At 31.2% G+C, this 18,298-nt stretch carries 17 protein-coding genes and 1 riboswitch; of the genes, 11 read left to right on the plus strand and 6 right to left on the minus strand.

Features of this window, described 5'->3' with window-relative positions; genetic code table 11:
- The first annotated feature begins 99 nt into the window (after positions 1 to 99).
- On the plus strand, positions 100 to 1,536 hold the full coding sequence (locus ACQRC6_RS05735; protein ID WP_427848112.1) for a radical SAM protein: 1,437 nt from the start codon (positions 100 to 102) through the stop codon (positions 1,534 to 1,536).
- A gap of 104 nt (positions 1,537 to 1,640) precedes the next feature.
- On the opposite strand, the gene ACQRC6_RS05740 is transcribed toward ACQRC6_RS05735, so the two are convergent.
- The 6 genes from ACQRC6_RS05740 to ACQRC6_RS05765 form a co-directional block, all read right to left on the minus strand.
- A complete protein-coding gene (locus ACQRC6_RS05740) occupies positions 1,641 to 2,339 on the minus strand; it encodes an HAD family hydrolase (RefSeq protein ID WP_427848113.1) in 699 nt (232 codons plus the stop codon).
- Positions 2,332 to 2,799, minus strand: coding sequence for a 6,7-dimethyl-8-ribityllumazine synthase (gene ribH, locus ACQRC6_RS05745; protein ID WP_293557733.1), 468 nt, complete (start codon positions 2,797 to 2,799; stop codon positions 2,332 to 2,334). The genes ACQRC6_RS05740 and ribH overlap by 8 nt, the downstream gene beginning before the upstream one ends.
- Positions 2,800 to 2,831: 32 nt before the next feature.
- Positions 2,832 to 4,037 (minus strand): bifunctional 3,4-dihydroxy-2-butanone-4-phosphate synthase/GTP cyclohydrolase II, encoded by a 1,206-nt coding sequence (locus tag ACQRC6_RS05750; protein ID WP_427848114.1) that lies wholly within the window; start codon positions 4,035 to 4,037, stop codon positions 2,832 to 2,834.
- 16 nt (positions 4,038 to 4,053) lie between these two features.
- Positions 4,054 to 4,698, minus strand: a complete 645-nt coding sequence (locus ACQRC6_RS05755) for a riboflavin synthase (RefSeq protein ID WP_427848115.1) — start codon at positions 4,696 to 4,698, stop codon at positions 4,054 to 4,056.
- Positions 4,691 to 5,806 carry a bifunctional diaminohydroxyphosphoribosylaminopyrimidine deaminase/5-amino-6-(5-phosphoribosylamino)uracil reductase RibD gene (ribD, locus tag ACQRC6_RS05760; protein ID WP_427848116.1) on the minus strand — a complete coding sequence of 372 codons (1,116 nt, stop codon included), beginning with the start codon at positions 5,804 to 5,806 and terminating at the stop codon, positions 4,691 to 4,693. Before ribD ends, ACQRC6_RS05755 begins: the two co-directional genes overlap by 8 nt.
- 48 nt (positions 5,807 to 5,854) lie before the next feature.
- Positions 5,855 to 5,966, minus strand: a riboswitch (FMN riboswitch).
- A 55-nt stretch (positions 5,967 to 6,021) separates the two neighbouring features.
- Positions 6,022 to 6,558: a guanylate kinase gene (locus ACQRC6_RS05765; protein WP_427848117.1), complete on the minus strand. Its 537-nt coding sequence runs from the start codon at positions 6,556 to 6,558 to the stop codon at positions 6,022 to 6,024.
- Between the two features lie 112 nt (positions 6,559 to 6,670).
- Here ACQRC6_RS05765 and pyrB point away from each other — a divergent pair, with 112 nt between their 5' ends.
- The 10 genes from pyrB (at position 6,671) to ACQRC6_RS05815 (ending at position 18,285) form a co-directional block, all read left to right on the plus strand.
- Positions 6,671 to 7,582 (plus strand): aspartate carbamoyltransferase, encoded by a 912-nt coding sequence (pyrB, locus tag ACQRC6_RS05770; protein WP_293557725.1) that lies wholly within the window; start codon positions 6,671 to 6,673, stop codon positions 7,580 to 7,582.
- Positions 7,579 to 8,010, plus strand: coding sequence for an aspartate carbamoyltransferase regulatory subunit (locus tag ACQRC6_RS05775; RefSeq protein ID WP_427848118.1), 432 nt, complete (start codon positions 7,579 to 7,581; stop codon positions 8,008 to 8,010). The genes pyrB and ACQRC6_RS05775 overlap by 4 nt, the downstream gene beginning before the upstream one ends.
- 1 nt (position 8,011) lies before the next feature.
- Positions 8,012 to 8,713 carry a dihydroorotate dehydrogenase electron transfer subunit gene (locus tag ACQRC6_RS05780; protein WP_427848119.1) on the plus strand — a complete coding sequence of 234 codons (702 nt, stop codon included), beginning with the start codon at positions 8,012 to 8,014 and terminating at the stop codon, positions 8,711 to 8,713.
- Positions 8,703 to 9,608 carry a dihydroorotate dehydrogenase gene (locus ACQRC6_RS05785; RefSeq protein ID WP_293557720.1) on the plus strand — a complete coding sequence of 302 codons (906 nt, stop codon included), beginning with the start codon at positions 8,703 to 8,705 and terminating at the stop codon, positions 9,606 to 9,608. The genes ACQRC6_RS05780 and ACQRC6_RS05785 overlap by 11 nt, the downstream gene beginning before the upstream one ends.
- Before the next feature lie 72 nt (positions 9,609 to 9,680).
- Positions 9,681 to 10,805, plus strand: coding sequence for a hypothetical protein (locus ACQRC6_RS05790; protein WP_427848120.1), 1,125 nt, complete (start codon positions 9,681 to 9,683; stop codon positions 10,803 to 10,805).
- Positions 10,806 to 11,999: 1,194 nt separating this feature from the next.
- Positions 12,000 to 13,370, plus strand: a complete 1,371-nt coding sequence (locus tag ACQRC6_RS05795; RefSeq protein ID WP_427848121.1) for a sodium/glutamate symporter — start codon at positions 12,000 to 12,002, stop codon at positions 13,368 to 13,370.
- A gap of 34 nt (positions 13,371 to 13,404) precedes the next feature.
- Positions 13,405 to 14,805: an amidohydrolase gene (locus ACQRC6_RS05800; protein WP_427848122.1), complete on the plus strand. Its 1,401-nt coding sequence runs from the start codon at positions 13,405 to 13,407 to the stop codon at positions 14,803 to 14,805.
- 1 nt (position 14,806) lies between these two features.
- Positions 14,807 to 15,985: a M20 metallopeptidase family protein gene (locus tag ACQRC6_RS05805; RefSeq protein ID WP_427848123.1), complete on the plus strand. Its 1,179-nt coding sequence runs from the start codon at positions 14,807 to 14,809 to the stop codon at positions 15,983 to 15,985.
- Positions 15,986 to 16,136: 151 nt separating this feature from the next.
- Positions 16,137 to 17,093, plus strand: coding sequence for a threonine ammonia-lyase (locus tag ACQRC6_RS05810; RefSeq protein ID WP_427848124.1), 957 nt, complete (start codon positions 16,137 to 16,139; stop codon positions 17,091 to 17,093).
- A gap of 10 nt (positions 17,094 to 17,103) precedes the next feature.
- Positions 17,104 to 18,285, plus strand: a complete 1,182-nt coding sequence (locus ACQRC6_RS05815) for a pyridoxal phosphate-dependent aminotransferase (RefSeq protein WP_427848125.1) — start codon at positions 17,104 to 17,106, stop codon at positions 18,283 to 18,285.
- The last annotated feature ends 13 nt before the right edge of the window (positions 18,286 to 18,298 follow it).

Below are 18,298 nucleotides of genomic sequence, written 5' to 3' on the forward strand. Positions count from 1 at the left end.
GAACAACGTTCAGAAAATTTAAAAATAACATCTTAAGATATTTAATACTACAGCTCACTATCAAGCATTTTGATTTTTGTAATTATGGGAGGTATTAAGATGACTATTGCAGTTAAGGAAAGACGAAATGAAAAATTATTTTCAATGGCTGTGAATTTTGCCTATAAAAGATTAAAAAAAGATCCACAAAAGGGAATGATGGAGATAGTAAATGTATTCGACAAATATTTAATGCCTGAATCAAGTGAAAAAAATAGTGCAAAAAAAGCTTTGGAAAGAGTGAGGGATGAACTTAAGGATCCAAATTCAAAATGGGTTTCTTTTGGGACAGATATTGTAAATGGAATCGACGAAAATATTGTAAAGACTTCTGTGAGAACTTTGGGATATAACGCTGCTTACAGGGGCAATGCTCTTCGAAATAAATTGCAAAAAGAATATAACTGTAATATTCCTTGGACAATTTTATTTGATCCAACTTCTGCTTGTAATCTAAAATGCACTGGCTGCTGGGCTGCTGAATATGGACACAAAAATAATTTAACTTATGATGAAATGGCAAGCATTGTAAAACAGGGAAATGAACTTGGTACATACTTTTTTATTTTAACTGGAGGGGAACCTCTTGTTAGAAAAGATGATATCATTAAACTTGCTAATGAATTTAATGACAGTGCCTTTCACATTTTTACAAATGGAACTTTAATTGACGAAAAATTTTGTGAAGAAGTAAGGAAAGCAGGAAATCTTTCTTTTGCACTTAGTGTTGAGGGTACTGAAGAATCCACTGACCTTAGAAGAGGTAATGGAGTATTTCAAAAAGTTATGAAGGCAATGAGTTTAATGAAGAAGCATAAACTTTTATATGGTGCTTCAATTTGTTATACAAGTCAAAATTATAAATATGTTACTGATGATGAATTTATAAAAATGCTTGTGGATCATGGATGCAGACTTGCTTGGTACTTCCACTATATGCCTGTTGGGAAGGATGCTGATTTGAGCTTGTTACTTACTCCAGAAGAAAGGGAGCATGTTTACTATAAGGTTAGAAAAATTAGATCAAGTGAATATCCACAAAATATTTTTACAATTGATTTTCAAAATGACGGCGAATTTATAAATGGTTGCATCGCTGGCGGCAAAAATTATTTCCACATAAATTCTTTAGGAGATATGGAACCTTGTGTGTTTATTCACTATTCTGATTCAAATATAAGAGAAAAGACTATCAAGGAATGTCTAATGAGTCCGCTTTTTATGGGATTCCACGACAATCAACCTTTTAATAAAAATTTGTTAAAGCCATGTCCAATGTTAGAAAATCCTGGAAGACTTACAAAAATTGTAAATGAATCTGGTGCGAAAAATACAGATATGATTGCACCTGAAAGTGTAGAAGAATTACAAGTTAAGACCACACCTTATGCAAAAGCTTGGAATAAAAAGGCAAATGAGCTTTGGAAAGAAAGTAGAGAACAGAAAAAAGAAAAAGAAAAACAAAAAGAAAAGCAAGAACAAAAAGTTTGTAATTAAAAAGGAGGACGCAAAAGTCCTCTTTTTTTTATGGAATTTAGTTTTAAGTAAACTATTGGTTTAGATTTTTTATTATTTTTAACTTTAATTTTAATGATTGTTTTTTACAAGATATTTAAAATCTCGCCAATGGAATTTATTTTGTAGTTTGCCTTTTTTCCTTCATCCATACTGCCAAACCCGTAAGTACAAAAGATACTTATAAGTTTGTTTTTTCTGGCAGCTTCCATGTCGTGATATCTATCGCCTACAAAAATTATTTCTTCTTTTATATTATGCCTTTCCTTTTTTATTATTTCATCTTTTGATATGAAGCCAAAAGTTTCTGCGGCAAAACATTTATTGAAATATTTTTTTATACCATAGACTTTTAATGCTAAATCAAGATAAGATTCACGACAGTTGGATAAAATGTATAGATCATAATTTTTTGAAAGTATGTCAAGGACTTTTATAGAATCATCATAAAGTTCGCCAATTCCATTTTTTATATTTTCATCCATTTTTTTGCCAACGTGTTTCATTACTTCTTCTTTTAAACTTTTGCCTGATCCCTTTGCAATAAGCTCGTAGGCAAAATTTGGTTTTTCTCCTAAAAATTTTGACACATTTTTTTCATTTAAGTCAAAATCTTTTGCAAAGCCATGTTCTCTTAAAATTTCAACTCCAGATGCAAAGGCAGGATAATAAATTTTTATTGTGTTGTGAAGGGTGCCGTCAAAATCAAAAATTATGCTTTTAATATTTTTCAGTTCATCTCTTTCATTAAAATTACAGTCTTTTTGCTTATTTAAATTATCCACGGATTTCACCTAGCAAGTTTGCCATTTCAATTGCTGCTGTTGCTGCATCAAAGCCCTTGTTGCCAGATTTTGAGCCGGCTCTTTCAATTGCTTGTTCAATATTTTCTGTTGTGATTACTCCAAAAATAATTGGCACGCCAGTTTCAAGTGATGATGATGCAATTCCCTTTGCAACTTCTGTTGAAACAAGTTCGTAGTGAGTTGTTGCACCTCTTATAACTGCTCCTAGAGCAATTACTGCATCGTATTTTTTTGTAAGAGCAAGAGATTTCGCTGCAAGTGGAATTTCAAAACTTCCTGGAACCCAAATCACATCTATTTCTTCGTCCTTTACACCATGTCTTTTTAGTCCGTCAATACATCCATCTAATAATTTTGAAACTATAAATTCGTTGAATCTTGCTAAAACTATTGCGTATTTTTTTCCTTCAGATTTTAAATTTGCACTATAAATTTTCATATTTCCTCCAAATTTTTTATTTTAAATAGATATTATTTACTAAATTCAGATAAGATGTGATTCATCTTTTCAGCTTTTGTTCTCAAATAAAATTCATCATGTTTAGTTGAATGAATTTCAATTGGAACTCTTTCTTTTATGATCATTCCAAATTCTTGTAGTGAATAAACTTTGTCAGGGTTATTTGTTAAAAGTCTAAGTTCTTTAACACCAAGATCTTGTAAAATTTGTGCACCAGTGGAATAATCTCTTGCGTCTTCAGGGAAGCCAAGTGCCAAGTTTGCCTCTACTGTATCCATGCCTTTATCTTGTAAGGCATAGGCTCTAATTTTGTTTACAAGTCCAATGCCACGACCTTCTTGACGCATATAAAGAAGAATTCCTCTTCCTTCTTCATCAATTTTTTTCATGGCAAGATGAAGTTGATTGCCACAATCACATCTTGATGAGCCAAAGCAATCTCCAGTTAGACATTCTGAGTGAACTCTCGTAAGTACATCCATGCCGTCGCCAATTTCACCCTTAACTAGAGCAATGTGGTGTTCGCCAGTAACTTTATCAACGTAAGCATGTGCAATAAAGTCGCCAAACTTTGTTGGAAGTTTTGCTTCGGCAACCTTTTTCACGATTTTTTCATGTCTTTTTCTATAAAGTAAAAGTTCTTCTGTTGTTGTAATTTTCATGTCTAATTTTTTAGCGAGCATAAATAAATCTTCGCCTCGCATCATATGTCCATCATCTTGCATAATTTCGCAACAAAGCCCAACTTCTTTTAGACCTGCAATTTTTAAAAGGTCAACAGTTGCCTCAGTGTGTCCTCGTCTTACGAAAATGCCATCTTTTTTTGCAACTAAAGGAAACATATGACCAGGTCTTCTAAAATCTTCTGGTTTTGCATCTTCTTCAGTTAGTTTATTTGCAGTAAGGGCTCTTTCCCAAGCTGAAATTCCAGTTGTTGTGTCAATATGATCCACAGAAACTGTAAAAGCAGTTTCGTGATTGTCAGTATTATTGGCAACCATTTGATTTAATTTAAGTTTTTCAGCATAAGTTTTTGACATTGGCATACAAATTAGTCCCTTTGCAAGAGATGCCATTGTGTTTAAACTTTCTCCAGTAGCAAATTCTGCAGCTTGAATCATATCGCCCTCATTTTCTCTACTGGGTTCATCTGTTACGATAATTATTTCGCCATTTTTTAAAGCTTCAACAACTTCTTCGATTGTGTTAACTTTCATTTTTTCTCCTTTTAAATTAAAATCCATTTTCTATTAAAAAATTTTTGGTTAATTTGCTTTCACTTTTTGTATTTACAAAATTGTAGACATAGCGACCAATTATGTCTGTCTCAATATTTATTTTTTCGCTAATTTTTTTGTTTACAAGGTTTGTGTCTTTTATTGTCGTTGGAATAATAGAAACTTCAAAATAATTTTCGCCAATCTTTGAAACCGTTAGGCTAATGCCATCAAGGGCAATGGAACCCTTTTCGGCAATGTATTTAAAATTATCTGAAAGAAATTTTATTCTATATACAATTTCATTACCTCTTTTTAAAATATTTATGATTTCGCCAACTCCATCCACATGACCTTGGACTATGTGACCGTCAAGCCTTTTTGATGGACTAAGTGCACGTTCTAGGTTTAAACTTTTGCCACTTTTTAAATCTTTAAAAGTTGTGGAATTTATTGTTTCAACCATGACTTCTGCCTTGTAAAAATCACTTCCAAGCTCTGTAACAGTTAGACATACACCATTTGTTGCAATGGAGTCGCCTATTTTTGTGCCTTCCAAAACTTTTTGGCAAGATATTTTTAGTGTGTATAGGTCATTTCCCTTTTTTACATCACTAAGTTTTCCAACTTCTTCAATTATTCCCGTGAAAATTTTAATCACACCTTCCAGTAATAAGTATGTCGTCAAATAATTTTTCGCATTTCATGTCCTTTATCTTTATTGCATCCCTTAAGTTTTCAATTTTTAAATCGCCAATTGCAGGAATGCCCTTTGAGCCAAGCAAAATTGGAGCCATAAAAATATAGAATTTATCCACTAAATTACTTTTTAGCATTTCTGCTGCTAAAGTCCTTCCACCTTCAAGCAAGATTGAAGAGATGTCGTAGTCCTTTAATTTTTCCATTAAGTCGATTAAATCAACTTTATTATTTTTTTCTTTGCAAATTAAAACTTCTACATTTTTCATTTTCTTTAGTTTTTCAAATTTTTCTTTATTAAAATTTTTTGTAGTTGCAATTATTGCAATGGAATCTAAATCACTTGATAGCACCTTTGCATCTAAGGGAATCCTAAGTTTTGAATCTGTGATAATTCTTATTGGATTTACTCTGTATTTTCCATGACGAACATTTAACATTGGGTCGTCTACAATAACTGTTTCAATGCCAACCATTATGGCGTCAAGTTTTCCACGAAGTTCGTGGGAGTAGGACCTAGAAAATTCTGATGTAATCCATTTTGATTCACCTTTTTCAGTTGCAATTTTTCCATCTAGGGACATTCCAGATTTAAAAACAACAAAGGGTCTTTTCTTTTTTATATAAGTAAAAAATCTCTCATTTAAACTTAGACATTCTTCAAGACATACGCCTTCTGTTATGAAAATTCCAGCATCTTCCAAAATTTTTATTCCCTTGCCAGAAACTTTTTCAAAGGGGTCTGTGGTTCCAATTACAACTCGCTTGATGCCTTCTTTCACAATTCTCATTGCACAGGGTGGAGTTTTTCCAAAGTGAGAGCAAGGTTCTAAATTTACATATAGAGTTGCACCTTTTATGTCTTCACCACGATTTTTTGCATCTTCTATTGCATTTATTTCTGCATGATTTTCACCAAACTTTAAATGTGCACCTTCTCCAATTATTTTTTCATCTTTTACAATTACACAGCCGACTAGGGGATTAGTTTTTGTATGACCAATGCCCAACTTTGCAAGCTCTATTGCACGTTGCATATAAAAGCTGTCGTTAAAATTTTCTATATACATATTATCTCCTACAAAAAAAGAGCCCACGGAGGGCTCAAAAATTTTAAAATTAATCTTCTTTCATCCAGACTATACTGTCGGTATTGGAATTGCACCAATTCAGCTTTCGCTCGCGGACTTTACCGCCGGTGAGGAATTTCGCCTCGCCCTGAAGAGTTTTATTAACTTATGAATTTATAATATCACTATGAATGCATTTGTCAAGGAAAAGAAAATCACTTTAATACACTATGTTTTTTAATAATTTTTAAAACAGCATCTAAAACTATATCCATATCTTTGTCGCTGTCGATTATATAATCCGCATACTCATCTAAATTTTCTAAAACAGAGAGCCTTTTTTCTATAACACTTTCATCTTCACATCTCTTAATCATTCTTTTTTTCAAAATTTCCTTGGAACATTTTAAATAAATTGCAATAACATTTTTAAATTCTTTTTTTATAGCAATGATTCCCTCTTTGTCTACAACAATTACACAATCACTTAAATCATTATTATTTTTTTCTAGGTCTTCTTTTAATGTAGAATAAAAATTTCCAGCATAGCAAGTTGAACCGATAAATAAATTTTTTTCTTCCATTTTTTTAAATTGAGATTTATCAATGAAATTGTAATCTACTCCATTAATTTCCCCTGGTCGAGGAGCTCTCGTGGTATAAGTTATTATTTTATTTAAGCCCTTTTTTGTAAGTTCCTCTCTAAGAGTGCTCTTGCCAGAGCCTGAATTTCCAAATATTAAATAAATCATAGCTTCTCCTTTAAATTTTATTATTACAAGTATAACATATATGTCAAGACACTTTACAAATTATAATTTTTGAAGTAATATAAAAAGGATAAAATATTAGATGGAGGTCAAGATGAAACATTTAATAGAGCCACTAGATTTTACAACTGAAGAATACGAAGAAATTTTTAGTCTGGTTGATGACATTATCGCAAATCCTATTCACTATTCCCATTTTTGCGAAAATAAGTTATTAGCCAGTCTTTTTTTTGAGCCATCGACTAGAACTAGACTTTCCTTTGAGACTGCAATGTTAAGACTTGGAGGAGGAGTAATTGGATTTTCTGACGCAGGAGTTAGCTCATCAACAAAGGGCGAAACTCTCCTTGATACAATAAGAGTAATAGAAAATTACGCCGATATATGTGCTATGAGACATCCCAAAGAAGGTGCTTCCCTTTTGGCATCAAAGGTAGTTACAAAAATGCCAATAATAAATGCAGGAGACGGAGGTCATTTTCATCCGACACAGACCTTGGCAGATTTAATAACAATTAGACATTATAAAAAGTCCTTTGACAATTTAACTGTGGGACTTTGCGGTGATTTAAAATTTGGAAGGACAATTCACTCCCTTGTAAGAGCCTTAAATCGCTACGAAAATGTTAAATTTGTATTTATTTCTCCAGAAGAATTGAAGATGCCAGAGCCCTTTAAAAATTTTATAGACAAAGAAAATTATTATGAAACAAGAGATCTTATGAGCGTAATTCCTAATTTAGACATTCTTTATATGTCAAGGGTACAAAAGGAAAGATTTGTTTCATCAGATGAATACGAAAGATTAAAGGACTACTATATACTAACAGAAGAAAAATTAAAATCAGCAAGAGATGACATGATAATTCTTCACCCACTTCCAAGAGTAAATGAAATTGCACCTGAAGTGGACAAAGATCCTAGAGCAGTTTATTTTGAACAAACGAAATTTGGAATGTATGGCAGAATGGCACTTATTATAAAACTTTTGGAGGCTGCAAAATGATAAATGTTTCAAAAATAAAAAAAGGTATTGTCCTAGATCACATTGAAGCAGGCCGTGCTCATGTACTTTACAAGGCTTTAGAGTTAGAAAAAGTTACAGATGCAGTTGTTCTAATGCAAAATATTTTTTCTACTTCCATGGGCAAAAAAGATTTAATAAAAATAGAAACAGATTACAATTTAGATTTCACAGTCTTGGGGCTTATTGCACCTCACACTACTGTGAATTTCATAGAAGATGGCGAAAGAGTGAAAAAAATTCGCATGGAAATGCCTGAAGTTGTGGAAGGTGTTTTAAAATGCAAAAACCCAAGATGTATTTCAAATAGCGAAAGAGAAATTGCAGGACACAAATTTTATTTATACAACAGAGATAAAAAGGAATACAGGTGCGAATATTGCGATACAGTAACCATTTATGGAGAGTAAAATGGCAAAGATTTTAGAAAATAGAAGTATATGTAAAAATTATTTTATACTTAGAACAGATTTAGATATTAAAGTTTATCCAGGACAATTTTTTATGCTAAGAGCTTGGGAAAATTACCCAACACTTTCTAGGCCAATTTCTGTCTACGATTTTACAGATGGAGTAGATTTTTTAATAGAAAAAAAAGGAATTGGAACAGAAATTCTTGAAAAATTAAAAGTAGGGGACGACATAAAACTATACGGTCCTTTTGGAAACACTTTTTACACAAATGTCGATGAAGTTGCTCTAGTTGGCGGTGGCGTTGGAGTTGCTCCTTTTCATTATTTAATTAAAGAAATTCAAAAATTAAAGCCCAAATCAAAAATTACACTATACATTGGAGAGAGAGAAGAACTTGAACTTGAAAAGTGTTTTGAAGATGTAAATTGCGACATAAAAGTGAAAAAGGGCGGGTTTATAACCGATATTATTAATTTTGAAAGCCATAAATTAATCTACGCTTGTGGACCAGAAATTATGATGAAAAAAGTTGTGGAACTTGCCAAAGCTCACAATATAAAAACTTACGTTTCTCTCGAAAAGAGAATGGGATGTGGCGTTGGTGCATGTCTTTCTTGCAGCTGCGAAACAAAAGAGGGAAGAAAGAGATCTTGTAAAGAAGGACCTATTTTTGACGGGAGTGATTTAATTGAGTTCTAGAACGGAAATAAATTTAGCGGGCATAAAATTAAAAAATCCAATAATCATGGCAAGTGGAACCTATGGCTACGGTGAAGAATTTAAGACTTTTTACGAACCAAAAATTCTTGGGGCAGTTTCATCAAAGGGCATCACGAGACATCCAAAAAAGGGAAATGAAGGTATAAGAATTTGGGAGACGCCTTCAGGAATTTTAAATTCCATTGGACTTGAAAATCCTGGAGTTGAAGAATTTGTCAAAGAAAAAATTTATTCAATGCAAAAGCTAGGTACAGAAATTTTTGTAAATTTAGGTGGAAACACCATTGAAGAATACATTGAATCGGCAAAAATCTTAAATGACTATGAATTTGCAGCAATTGAACTTAATATTTCTTGTCCAAATGTAAAAGAAGGCGGAATGGCTTTTGGAATGGATAAAGAATCGGCAGCAAAAGTTGTAAGAGAAGTCATGAAAGTAACAAATAAAAAAGTTTTTGTAAAACTTTCTCCAAACGCAGGCGATATTGTGGGAATTGCAAAGTCTGTGGAAGCAGAAGGGGCAACGGGACTATCTCTGATAAATACAATTCTTGGAATGGCAATCGACTTTGATAGAGAAGAAATTGTATTCAAAAATACTTATGCAGGGCTTTCAGGTGCAGCAGTAAAACCAATTGCACTGAGAATGGTTCATCAAATAGCAAGAGCAGTAGACATTCCAATAATTGGCATGGGTGGAATCACAAATTATAAAGATGTACTTGAATTTTTAATGGCAGGAGCAACAGCAGTTGAAGTTGGAACTTATAATTTTATGAATCCAAATGCAGGTGCAGAGATAATAAATGATCTCGAAAAATATTTAGAAGAGAAAAATAAAAATATAAAGGATTACATTAAAAAATTAGTTTAAAGATAAAGGCTTTCTAGGGTTTAGAAAGTCTTTTTTGTGGTAACTATATAGTACAATAAAGGAGGTGCCAATATGTTTAATTTATATAAAGATATATATGATGCTCAAATTAATTTATTAAAATCTTTTAATCAGGGAAATGAAAGAAATGATAAGGAAAAATTAAGTCTTGAAGATTATTTTAGAGAAATGGCAAGAATAAATGAAAAAATGGTGGATAATATTTATGATATCCCCAAAAAATACATGGACGAAGTGGCAAAACTCAACCCTTTTCAAGGTAATTTTAGCGAGAGTATGAAGGGACTTTTTGAAGTTAATCCATATTTCGAAAATTTTATGAATTTTCAAAAATTTTTCGCCGATAATTTAAGAGAACCAAGTAAAGTTTACAGCGATTTTATGAATAATTTTAAAAATTATTTTCCAATGCTAAGTGCAAATGGAAAATTTATGGAAGATTATAGTAGTGCAGCCAAAGAACTATTTAATAGTTACAATAAATACCAAGAAAATTATATGAATATTTTTATGCCAGAATCTATGAGAGAAAGAGCAAAAGAAATTATGAACTTTAACCAAAAAGTTTTTGGCAACTTTAACTTTATGATTCCAAAATTTGGAAATATGCCTTTTATGACTGAAGGATTTTTTGGTAAAATTGATTATTTCAAAAATATGGAAAAATTTTCCAATCAAATGTTAAAAAATTTGGAAGAATATGAAAAGTTATTTGGCGACAATAATTATTTTGCAAGCACTTCAGAAGTTTTGAAATTTCAAAAAGCTTTCATAGAAAAATCTATGAAGTATTTTGAAGTTTACCTTAGCTATTACAAAGATATTTATGTTGAAATCGCAAAAATTTCTGAATTTACTTTTGAAAAATATAAAAGTGATTTGGAAGAACTAGCACAAAAGAAAGATCCGCAAGAAGTTTATGACTTCTTTGAAGAAAAAACAAAGGAACAATACAAAAAATTATTTGATGTAGACAAATTTAAAGAAATTTACAGAAAAGCAGAAGAAGAGACAAAAACACTTCGAGAAGAATTATTTAAAATAAATATGGATTATATGAATTTTGTAGAACCATCAAGCAAAGAAGATGTAAAGGACTTAAAAGAACAAATAACAAAAATGTCCAATAAAATTGACAGTTTAAACAAGGAAATAGATAGACTAAAAAGCAAATAAAATTTAAAAAGATAATATACTTATTAAAAAGCAAATATTTGGTATAAATCAATCTCGACGCAAGTCGAGATTTTTACTTTAGTGTAATTTCGATAAAAGAGCAAAACTATTATTTAAAATGGATTAATAATTTATTTTGGTAAAATATTGTTTTAATTTTAGTGAAATTCCTATATAATATTAGCATATTATCTAGTAAAAATTTTGGGAAAAATTTATTGAGATAATAAATATTAATAAGGAGATGATTTTATAGATTTATTATGAATTTCAAATTAAAGCATTTTATCTATTGATAAGTATTTCGTTATTATTTTTTTGGTATGTCTATCTTTTCAAAACAAAAAAACAAAGGAGCTAAATATTTCCCAAAATAAGATTAATTTAGTAATGAAATACTATGTTATTTTTATATAGTTTATTAGTTTTGTTATAATTGGTTTTATTATAATATTGTACAAATAATTTGAGTACAAAGATCATGATTTATATTTTAAGTAGAAAGTTAATTTCATTATAAGTTTAAGACAGTTGACTTTAATTATAAATATCTTGATTTATTAAATTTGATAACTTTTTATAAATTTAACATTAAGAATTATTTGAGCATTAATGTCTGACATAAATATTATTATGGAAATGGTTTTTAACAGATTTTTATTAAAAAGAGTACATACAGGTATACTAAAAGCAAGAAGAATGAAAACTTTTTGTTGACAATTAGTAAATGTATACTTATAACTGTTTTTTGTTTTAAATTAGCTTTAAAAGCTAAATATCATATAGTTAAAGATTTTTTATCTTTTGCAATTCTATAAACTATCAGTAGTGGGTTATATTTACAAATATGAAAATTTAATATTAATTAGTCAGATATCAAATTATATTAGAAATACTTATAAATATTGTATTATTGCAAAACTATTTAGATTTTGTAAATTCATTTTTAACAAACTATTAAGAAAGAAAATGCAAAGATTTCAAGAACTTTTATGGCATTTTGTAAAACATATGACAAATTAGTTTGTTTTGCCACAGATATTGTATTACCAGCAAGGAGTGTAATTGGTGAAAGAATAATGACAATTACTAATAATACATAGGATTATACATTTTGTCTAGAGATGAACAGTTCAAGAACTTTTGTTGCAGCAGTTAAAATTATGAAAAAATTTCAAAGGAGGAAGATTTATTATGACAGGCGCTATGTTTACAACATTATTTCAAAGTGTATGCTTTCTATCACTATTTTTATTAATAGGATTTTTTCTGAGAGCAAAGGTTAAAGCATTTCAAGAAACATTTATACCAGCAAGTGTAATTGGTGGTTTCATACTTTTATTACTTGGACCTATTGGTTTTGGAATACTTCCAATACCAGAAGATTGGATTAAAATTTGGTCACTTATTCCTGGTATTTTAATTGTGCCAGTTGTTACGGCGACACCACTTGGTTTAGATCTTGGTGGAAAGAATGCAGTGAAAAAATTTAAGCCGGCAATACCATTATTCTTTATAATGTTTGCTACTTATTATCTTCAAAATGCAATCGGATTTGGTACAAATGAATTATTTAGATCAATGGGTCAAGATTTATACGACACATTTGGTTGGGAATTATGTATAGGTTATACTGGTGGTCACGGAACTGCAGGCATTCTTGGAAATATGCTTAATGAACTTAATATTCCTTATTGGGAAACTGCTCAAGGAGTAGGAGTTACAATGGCAACTTTTGGTCTTGTTGGCGGTATTTTAATAGGTATGGTTTTAATTAACTGGGCAGCTAGAAAAGGAGAAACTGCAATATTAAGGGAGCCAGGAGATATTCCAAAGGATGTAAAAATAGGTTATGAAAGAGATGTAACAAAACAAGGTTCTATTGGTAGAGAAACGACAAAATCTGCATCTATGGATACAGTAACTTTTCACGCTGCAGTGATTTTCTTAGGTTGTCTAATTGCTTATGGAATTTTAGCATTATCTAAAAAATATAATATTCCAGGTCTAAAATCTATTTCAGTTTGGGCATATGGAATTTTAGTTATGTTTGTTATTTGGGCAATTATCAAAAAATTAAATTTAGATTTTTTAATTGATTCTAATGTTAAGGGAAAAATAACAGGTTCACTTACTGAATTTGCAGTTATTGGGGCTGTAGCTTCACTTCCTCTTAAGACGGTTTTCACATATTTTGTTCCAATAATGGTAATGGTAATCTTAGGATATATTGGTACTGTAGGTATCCTTATGATCTTATGTAAGAGATATTTAAAAGTTGATTGGTTTGAACATATGATAGCAACTCTTGGAATGAGCACTGGTGTATTTTTGACAGGACTATTATTATTAAAGATTTGTGACCCTGATTCCGAAAGTACTGCACTTGGAAATTATTCAATTTCCTTCTCAATTATTTCAGCGGTTACATTTGCTTTAATGCCATTAGTATTAAACATAATATTAACTAAAGGACCAGGAACTGCATTTATATTAACTTCTGTTTTAACAGTTGTTGGAATAATAGCAACAATGATTTCATCTAAATTACTTTTAAAGGATTGATGAATTGAACTAGTAAAACTTTAAGGAGAATGATATGGATAAATATAATGACGAACTTATTAAACTTGCTAAAAACATTTGGGAATTTGCGGAAATTAAGTGGAAAGAATATAAATCTGTTGAAGCTCAAAAAGAAATTTTAAAAAAATATGGATTTAAGATAAAAGAAAATCTAGCTGATTTGCCAACTGCATTTAGCGCAGAGTTTGGCGATGAAGGCGGAATAAATATTGGAATTTTGGGTGAGTTTGACGCACTATCTGGTCTTTCTCAAGTTGAAGACTTGGCTGAGAGAAAAGAAAAAGTAAAGGGAGAATGTGGTCATGGATGTGGTCATCATCTTTTGGGAACTGCATCTATTGGTGCTTCCTTAAAGATTAAAGATTATATAGAAAAAAATAATCTAAAAGCTAAAGTAATTTACTTTGGTTGTCCAGCTGAAGAAGGTGGAAGTGGAAAGGCATTTATGGCAAAGGCTGGCTGTTTTGATGTTGCTGATATCGCAATCACGTGGCATCCTTTTACTGGAAATGCAATATTTACTGGTTCGCTACAAGCTAACAAACAAGTCTATGTAAGATTTAGAGGGAAGGGAGCTCATGCTGCAGCATCACCTCATCTTGGAAGATCTGCTCTTGACGGACTTGAACTTGTAAATATTGGAGTTCAATTTTTAAGAGAACATATGCAAGATTTTGAAAGAATTCACTACTCAATAATTGATCCAGGTTCAGCTTCTCCAAATGTAGTTCAGCCCTATGCAGAAGGATTATACCTAATTAGGTCAAAAAATACTGAATATGTAAATAGACTTTACGAAAGATTTAAAAAAATAGTTGAAGGTGCAGGTCTTATGACTGAAACTGAACCAGAAATAATTTTTGACAAAGCTTGTTCCAATGTAATTCCAAATTCTATAATTGAAGAAGAGCTTTATAAAGCTTTTTTAGAAGAAGGACCAGTTGAATTTACAGAAGAAGAAATAAATTATGCAAGAAAATTTAGAGAAACTTATCCTCAAGAGAATATTGAAAGTGAAAATACAATTGGCTTTGCTGAAGACAAAAATGCTGAATTAAATTATCTAAAGGAAAATATATTATATGACAAAATTTTAGATTACAAGCATTCTAATGAAATAGTAATGGGTTCTTCAGATGTTGGCGATTGTTCCAATGTAATACCAACTGCACAGATAATTACAGCTTGTTTTGCTATTGGGACAGCTGGTCATTCATGGCAAGAAGTAGCTCAAGGAAAATCTTCCATAGCAATGAAAGGTATGCTAAAGGCTGCTGATGTAATGGCAAGAGCCGCTATTAGTTTTATTGAAAATCCTGAACTTGTTAAAAAAGCAAAAGAAGAGCTTATAAAAGTTCGTGGAGAAAAATTTATTTCACCAATACCCGATGGATTAAAACCAAGGATGGCTTAACATGAAAGATATTTTAAAAAAGTCAGAAGAAAATCAAAAACTATTAGTAGATATTCGAAGAGAACTTCACATGAACGCAGAAACGTCACAAAATGAATTAGAAACTTCAAAGATAATCATGAAATATCTTGATGAATTTAAAATTCCTTACACTAGTGAAGTGGGTGGACATGGTATTATTGCAGAAATTACAGGTTCTGAGCCTGGAAAAGTTGTTGCGCTAAGGGCAGATATGGATGCACTTGAAATGGAAGAAGAAACGGATATAAGTTTTAAGTCAAAAAATAAAAATGTAATGCATTCTTGTGGCCACGACTCACATATGACTTTTCTTCTAGGAGCTTCAAAATTATTAAATGACAATAAAGATAAAATAAAGGGAAAAATAAAACTTGTATTTCAACCAGCAGAAGAGTTATCACCAATTGGAGGAGCACCTAAAATTTTGGAATCAGGATTATTAAATGATGTTGATGCTATTTTTGGCTCTCACGTTTGGCCAGATCTACCTTTTGGAAAAATTGCAATAAAAGAAGGAGCCATGATGGCAAATTCTGATCACTTTACAATAAAATTTATTGGAGCATCATCTCACGCAGCAAAACCTCACGAAGGTGTTGATGCCATAGTAATGGGTTCTCAATTTGTAAATGCTATGCAAACTTTAATTTCAAGAAATACAGATCCAATGAATTCTGCTGTTTTAACCGTTGGAAAATTTATTGCTGGAACTAGATACAATGTAATGGCTGAAGAAGCTTTGATAGATGGTACTTGTAGAACTTTTTCAGAAGAAGATAGAATGAGAATCTTTAAAGATATGGGGAATCTTGCTAGAGCAATCGCTGAAGTTAATCATGGACATTGTGAATACAATTATGGATTTGGATATCCAGCTGTTATGAACGAAAAAAATTCCGCGAAATTAGTAAAGAAAAGTGTAGTCGATTTATTTGGAGAAGATTCGCTTTTAGAAATTGATAAGCCGGCAATGACAGCCGAAGATTTTGCTTTTTATCTTCAAAAAATTAAAGGAGCATTCTATTGGGTAGGAATTGGAAAAGAAGGAGAAAAGAATTATCCTCTTCATAGCAAAAAATTCTATCTAAATGAAGATATATTATATAGGGGCGCTGCTCTTATGTGTGTAATTGCATTAAACTTCTTGAATGAGAATTAATATTTTATTTTTTCAAAAAGCTTTAGGTCTCTAAGGAGGCCTTTTTTGTTAATGTAATTTATTAAATCACTTATATTTTACAAATTTACTATAGAATATTATAATTTAATAAAGAGGATTGAATTTAAGGTGTTTTATAAAGGAGAAAAAAATGGACTACAGAAATGGATATAAACAAACTATTAAGGCAAGAGAGCGAATAAGAGATTATGTGTACGACACACCTCTTGTAAGGCTTGATTATATTTCGGAAATTTTAGGCACAAGTGTTTATGCAAAGTTAGAAAATATGCAAAGAACAAATTCTTTTAAAATAAGAGGGGCGCTAAATAAAATTAGAAAACTTTCGCATGAAGAATTACAAAGAGGAGTTGTTACTGCTTCTAGTGGCAATCATGGCAAGGCAATAGCGACTTGTGCAAAGATGCTAGGGATTCCTGCGAAGATTGTTCTTCCAGATACTTCTACTGATATAAAGAGGCAGATGATAAGAGATCTTGGAGCTGAAATTGTTATTTCAACTGTGGAAAAAAGATTTGTTGTTGCAAAGGAAATTTCTGAAAAGGAAGGAATGACTTTTATTCATCCCTTTGATGATTTAGATGTTGCTGAAGGTCAAGGTACCATTGCTGTTGAAATTTTAAATAAAATGGATCACTTGAAGATGATTGTGCCTATTGGCGGCGGCGGACTTATTTCCGGAATAGCTATGTATACTAAGGGAGTAACTAGATGGGCAAAGGTAATTGGTGTTGAACCAGAAAATGTAGCGAGATATACAAATTCTTTAAAGGAAGGAAAGCCAACTGAAGTTAATAGAGGTGAGACTCTTGCCGATGGCTTGTTATCAGTTAAACCTGGAGAAAGTGTTTTTCCTATTGTAAGAGATTTGGTTGATGATGTTGTAACTTGTGAAGATAAAAGTATTAAAAAAGCTTTGGATTTGTTGTATAATAAAGAAAAATTAATTGTTGAGCCATCTTCTGCTATTGGACTTGGAGCTATTTTAGAAGGAAAAATAAAATATGACGAGAGAGATAAATTAGTTTTAATTATCACAGGTGGCAATGTGGATGGTAGCATAATTGAAAAAATAATTAATTCATAAGGAGGAAGTTATGAGGGATTTTATTTGTAGTAAATTTAATAATGTAGAGCCATCTGGAATTAGAAAAATTAACGAAAAAACTCTTGAAATGGAAAGAGAAGGGAAAAAAATCTACCATTTTGAAGTTGGAAGACCTGATTTTGATACGCCAAAGGTCATAAAGGATGCAACTATAAAAAGTATTGAGAATGGAGATGTTTTTTATACTTCAAATTATGGAATTATGCCATTAAGAGAAGCTGTTGCTGAAAAATTAAGAGAGGATAATAACTTAGATTATTCTGCAAAGGAAATTCTAATAACAGCAGGTGCATCTGAAGCGATTTTTGATACTTATTCATTAATTTTAGAAGAAGGCGATGAAATCCTAATTCCAAATCCATGTTGGCCAAATTATGTGAATGCTGCTCATATTATGAAAGCAGTGCCAGTTAGATATAGTTTGTCAGAAGAAAATGATTTTCAAATTAATTTTGATGAATTAGAAAAACTTGTTACAGAAAAAACTAAGGCAATTGTAATTATCACGCCATCAAACCCAATTGGATCTATGCTTTCAAAGGAAACTTTAGAAAATCTTGCCGATTTTGCAAAAAAGAAAGATATTTTAGTAATTTCTGATGAAATTTATGAACAAATTGTCTACGGAACTAAGAAACACTATTCTATTGCATCCTTTGATGGAATGAAAGAAAGAACTATTACTATTAATGGTTTTTCAAAAACTTATTCTATGACTGGTTTTCGACTTGCGTATATTGCAGCGCCAGAAGAATATATTAGAGTTTTAAATATTATTCATCAACACAATACTTCTTGTGCAACATCCTTTGTGCAACACGCAGGCATTGCTGCTCTAAAAGAAGGACGAGAAGGCTCACAAGAAATGTTGAATGAATACAAGAGAAGACGCGATTACATTGTTGAAAAAGTTAATTCCATAGATGGACTTAGCCTAAATAATCCTGATGGAGCTTTTTATGCCTTTATTAACATAAAGGGAGTTGGAGTTAGTGCAGAAGAATTTTGCAATTATTTACTTGATGAATTATGTGTTGCAGTAGTTCCAGGCGATGTATTTGGAACTGCAGGAGAAGGCTTTATAAGATTTTCCTATGCAAGTAGCTACGAAGACATTGTTGAAGGCCTAAACAGAATAGAAAAAGCTTGTAAGCATTTTATGAATAAATAGAAAGGTTTTAAAT

The organism is Peptoniphilus sp. SGI.035 (genome assembly GCF_050315115.1).
Taxonomy (GTDB): Bacteria; Bacillota; Clostridia; order Tissierellales; family Peptoniphilaceae; genus Peptoniphilus_A.

Excerpts from the sequence above, each read along its gene's own strand:
- ACQRC6_RS05735 (WP_427848112.1), top strand. The coding sequence starts at position 100 with ATGACTATTGCAGTTAAGGAAAGACGAAATGAAAAATTATTTTCAATG.
- ribH (WP_293557733.1), bottom strand. The coding sequence starts at position 2,799 with ATGAAAATTTATAGTGCAAATTTAAAATCTGAAGGAAAAAAATACGCA.
- ACQRC6_RS05750 (WP_427848114.1), bottom strand. The coding sequence starts at position 4,037 with ATGAAAGTTAACACAATCGAAGAAGTTGTTGAAGCTTTAAAAAATGGC.
- ribD (WP_427848116.1), bottom strand. The coding sequence starts at position 5,806 with ATGTATATAGAAAATTTTAACGACAGCTTTTATATGCAACGTGCAATA.
- ACQRC6_RS05765 (WP_427848117.1), bottom strand. The coding sequence starts at position 6,558 with ATGATTTATTTAATATTTGGAAATTCAGGCTCTGGCAAGAGCACTCTT.
- pyrB (WP_293557725.1), top strand. The coding sequence starts at position 6,671 with ATGAAACATTTAATAGAGCCACTAGATTTTACAACTGAAGAATACGAA.
- ACQRC6_RS05775 (WP_427848118.1), top strand. The coding sequence starts at position 7,579 with ATGATAAATGTTTCAAAAATAAAAAAAGGTATTGTCCTAGATCACATT.
- ACQRC6_RS05780 (WP_427848119.1), top strand. The coding sequence starts at position 8,012 with ATGGCAAAGATTTTAGAAAATAGAAGTATATGTAAAAATTATTTTATA.
- ACQRC6_RS05790 (WP_427848120.1), top strand. The coding sequence starts at position 9,681 with ATGTTTAATTTATATAAAGATATATATGATGCTCAAATTAATTTATTA.
- ACQRC6_RS05795 (WP_427848121.1), top strand. The coding sequence starts at position 12,000 with ATGACAGGCGCTATGTTTACAACATTATTTCAAAGTGTATGCTTTCTA.
- ACQRC6_RS05800 (WP_427848122.1), top strand. The coding sequence starts at position 13,405 with ATGGATAAATATAATGACGAACTTATTAAACTTGCTAAAAACATTTGG.
- ACQRC6_RS05805 (WP_427848123.1), top strand. The coding sequence starts at position 14,807 with ATGAAAGATATTTTAAAAAAGTCAGAAGAAAATCAAAAACTATTAGTA.
- ACQRC6_RS05810 (WP_427848124.1), top strand. The coding sequence starts at position 16,137 with ATGGACTACAGAAATGGATATAAACAAACTATTAAGGCAAGAGAGCGA.
- ACQRC6_RS05815 (WP_427848125.1), top strand. The coding sequence starts at position 17,104 with ATGAGGGATTTTATTTGTAGTAAATTTAATAATGTAGAGCCATCTGGA.